This is a genomic window from Treponema sp. R6D11, assembly GCF_054786075.1.
The window spans coordinates 1-4,269 of the sequence record NZ_BDHD01000152.1 but is presented as its reverse complement, the minus strand read 5'-3'; the positions used below and the strand labels follow the sequence as shown (position 1 = coordinate 4,269).

The following is a 4,269-nucleotide window of genomic DNA, read 5'->3' as shown; positions in this document are numbered from 1 at the left end:
CTAATACACCAATGCCGCTAATGTCGAATCAATCCACATATTAGCCTCCACCGGATGAGTCGCCTTAATCGACAAAAACTCAAACAATGCTCCCCTATAGTTCCCAGTAAAGTACAATGTCTGCCCAAGATAAAAACGCGCGCGCGCCTCAACGTCTTTTGAGCGCGGCAATGAAAGATAATGCAGTAAGCCAATGCGAGCTTTTTCCCAATCGCGCTTTACAAATGATTCGCTTATAATGTCAAACAGGGCGGAGTCTTCGCCGCCGGCCGGGGCCTGAAGATCTACCGTAAATATGCGCGGCTTTCTTTGTTCAAGAGGCGCTTTTTCTGGCACGGGCGTGCTTCTGATAATTTTCGAGGCGCTGTCGCTTAATGGGACGGATGAGGTCGCTTCCGGCAGGAAATAGCCTTCCGGCAGGGCGTTGTTCAGTGTCATGGCGGGAAGCGGCATGGGGCGCAATGTTCTTTCCGTACTTCTGCCGCCGGAAACGTTTACGGCGGAAATTGTCGCGTTAATGCCGGGCGTTATTCCCATACTGCCGCCTGAAATTTCAGCTTCATAAATTAGCGCGTAATAATATGACAGGCCGGGTACGGGATAATCGACAAATGGGGAATTTATTCCCGATTGCACCATAACGGCGTTCAGTAGGTCTAGCGGCTCTTTAACGGGGCGCGTACTGCGGTAAAGTACGGCGTTCTTGCGGGGGCCGTTCACGTTAAAAGTGATCAACACCTTTTCTCCGTCCGGCCTTGCCGTTAATCCGAAAATCCCCTGAATGGGGTCAATAGGAGGTAACGCTTGCGGTTCATTTTCAAGAATAATTTCATCCACCGCTCCCAATGCGGAAACGCCCGCCCCTGAAACGCTTGCCATGGTGCTGTTCACGCGGGGAATAATAACGTCATAACGCCGTCCGGAAATATCGCTTGCGGCGACAAAGTAATAAATGTTTTCCATGTCGTCGGAATCGTCAATATAATACTGCTCTCCGTATTTGACCGTTACGGGTCTGATATTCGCGGGAACCGAGCCGGAAAACGGCATAGACGAGCGGAATATGTAAACCGGCCCGAGGGCGTCGGGGGAATCTACCCATGTAAGCCTTATCAGGTTGTTTCTGGCTTCCGCCGAAACCTGCGAAACGACAAAGGAATTCCCGCTGTTCTGAGCCGAGGCGGATACCGCCAAAACGAGTAAAAGGGCTTGAAAAACGAGTATTTTCTTCATCTATTTCAATTCTAATGCCTGTTTTTATGAAAATCCAGAGGGAAAAGGTCAGTTTTGGCCATTTTTATTATCTTCCGCCAGTTTTCCTGCCTCGCCAAATTCGCCGTGGAGCAGTTGTTCCGCTATTTTATCCAACAAATCCACAATCGGAGGCGGCCAATTCTTGTTTTTTAGGAGCGAAAGCGTTTTTTTGGCGGTTTTTTTGTCTAATTTGTCGCATGCTTCCTTTATTAAGGCAAGATTCTCATACAGAAAAGCCGTATCATCATACTGGGTATCAGCCTCTTTTTTATTTAAGTTGTCAATAATTAACTTGTTTTTCTCCACCACGGCACGCAGGGTGGATAAAAATACCGGAGTTTCTTCCGTAATAAGGTTGTTATCCCTATCATGGCCCGCTTTTTCCAGCTTGGACGCTAGCTCCGAAATTTCATTTTCCCCTATATTTGCGAGGGCGCTTTTCATCGCGTGCACGTTAATAACATATAACTGCATGTCCTCGTCGGTGTAATTGCCCTGTTTTTTATGTATCATTTCCAGAAAGACAATCGCCTTTTGCGCGTCCCTTGTGAAAACTTTTAAAAGTTCTGGGTTTGCGGACTGCGGCTGAAGAGTAACTTTTTCCATGTTGCTTTTTATCAGGCGCGCGGCTTCTACTACTTCGGCGGGATATTTGTCGCGCACAAATTTATTCATTACGGCGTTCAACTGGTGTATGTCTATGGGTTTGGATATAAAACCGTCAAAACCATGTTCCAAGAATATTTCATTCTGTCCCGTCAATGCGTTAGCAGTCAATGCGACAATGGGCTTCTTGTATCCCAAAGAGCGGATAATTTTAGCGGCGTCCATCCCGTCCATTTTCGGCATAAAGTGATCCATGAATATTACGTCGTAAATTTCGCCGTTTTTTATTTTTTCTACGGCTTCAAACCCGCTTGTAGCCGTATCTATCGTTATTCCGTAAGGGGACATAAGCCCATTTGCGACATACAGGTTTGTTTCCACATCGTCCACTACAAGAACTCTTCCGTAAGGCATATACTCTCGCACGACCTGAGGCGCTTTTTTCATGTGCGACATCTTGCCAAGATGGAACTGCATGAGATTTTCCACTTCTTCTTTTCCCAAAACCTTAGTATCAACGATTTTCTGCGGCAGACGCACCTTAAAAATAGAGCCGTCGTCTTTTTTGCTTTCTACGGAAATTTCCCCGTTCATCAGCTCAACAAGCCGTTTCGTGATATTCATGCCCAATCCAGCGCCTTCGGTCGTGCGGTTTGCTTCAAGGTTAAACCTTGAATATTCGTCAAACAGTTTGTCCAACTGCGCGCCAGTCATGCCCTGCCCCGTATCTTTCACGCTGAACGCGAGAATTATCGACTCTTTATCAGCCTGTTCAACTAAGATTGAAAGCGAAACCTTGCCGGAATCCGTATACTTAAACGCGTTGGAAAGTAAATTGTTAAGAATTTGTTTGATGCGCAGTTCGTCGCCATACAACGTAACCGGCAGATTCTCATCCACCTTAAGATCAAAAATAATCGGCTTGTTGTCGAAACGGATGATATTTAGGTAAACTACGTCGTTGATCAGGCTTGGCACGTCGTAATTGACGGGCATTAATTCAAGTTTGCCCGCTTCTATTTTAGAAAGGTCTAGAATGTCGTTTATAATGCCCAACAGCAAATAGCCGGAATTGTAGATTCTGCCGAACGCTTCCTGCACGTCGTAAGGGAGAGTCTCATTTTGCAGTTGAATTTCCGTAATGCCCAAGATGGCGTTCATGGGAGTGCGCACTTCGTGGCTCATGTGCGACAAAAATTGGCTCTTAAAACGGTTGCTTTGTTCCGCGTGCTCCTTGGCGTCGATTATTTCCGTCATATCTACCGAGTGCTGGATTTGGGCGATTCTTCCGTCCGTCCACTCGATGTATCTGTCCGTATTACGGTATATGCGGTTTGTACTGGGATCCCGCTGTTCCCACACGATAGTGCCATGCGGGTCATTATCCAACTCATAACATGGGCAGAAATCACATACATGATCCTGACCGGTAAGAAAAACCTTGTAACAAAGTTGCCCGGTACAATCGCCTTCGATATTGTAATGTTTCTTCATAAAGTCGTTTACAAAAAGAAGCTCGCCCGTATGCGGGACAACGGCGTATATCTGCGCGTCAATTCCGTTCAGGATATTTGTCAGAATACTGAGAGACTGTTTTGATTGGTTTATTTGCGCGTCCGCGTCCGCCTGTTTTTTCGCCAACATTAGGGATTTTTCGTTTTCTTTGTTCATCTGCTTGAATATGACAAGCAAAATAATAATAAGAACTACCGCCAAAATTGCGCCTAACAATGTAAGGAACAGCGCCATATTCCTTGTGGTTTTATAATATTTGTCGTAAGGAGTTACAACCCCCATGTACCAGCCGTTGTAAAGTTTTTCGATAAAAACAATGGATTTAATCCCACGGTAGTCGGTCGTTACAATCTCATTAATATAACCGTCCTTCCTCAACTCGTCCTCATACGCCGCTATATAGCTCCTCACGTTACGCAACTGCACTCCAAGAAGCGAAGGATCGGGGTGTGCGATTAACTCCATGTTCTGATTTAACAGGAATCCGTAACCGTTTTCGGCAAATTGCGTGTTAATGGCGTGCTGTTTGACCCTTTCAATGAATATATTCAGGCAAATAATGGCAAGGGGTTTGCCGGCATCGTTGAAAATTCTGCGGACAAACGTAATAGTTTCCCCTTCAGAAGCTATATTATAATACGGGGCGGTAACCCCTATCTCCCCGTTCGCCTCGACGGCGGCGACATAAAACGGGCGGTTTTCCATGTCATAATCTTGCGGGGGTTTCCAATTCACGTCCCCTGTCAGGAATATCCCCCCATAAACGTCAAAATACCCGTAAAAACCGTTGACGCCGGAAAGGCGTTTTTCTTCGTTGTTTTGCATATATTTATTGATACTTTGGATATAACTGTTAACCGTTTGGGCGTTGGAGCCAATTAATATCATACTGCG

2 protein-coding genes are annotated in these 4,269 nt (G+C 45.9%); both read right to left on the bottom strand.

Annotation, left to right across the window (positions count from 1 at the left end; all coding sequences use genetic code 11):
- The gene (locus tag ACYVTD_RS10195) at window positions 1-1,233 is read right to left on the bottom strand and encodes a tetratricopeptide repeat protein (protein WP_461247672.1); all 1,233 of its coding nucleotides are present in this window, start codon (window positions 1,231-1,233) and stop codon (window positions 1-3) included.
- Between the two features lie 48 nt (window positions 1,234-1,281).
- Window positions 1,282-4,269, bottom strand: a 2,988-nt coding sequence (locus tag ACYVTD_RS10190) for a hybrid sensor histidine kinase/response regulator (protein ID WP_461247671.1), incomplete at its 5' end; no start/stop codon positions are given.

Excerpts from the sequence above, each read along its gene's own strand:
- ACYVTD_RS10195 (WP_461247672.1), bottom strand. The coding sequence starts at position 1,233 with ATGAAGAAAATACTCGTTTTTCAAGCCCTTTTACTCGTTTTGGCGGTA.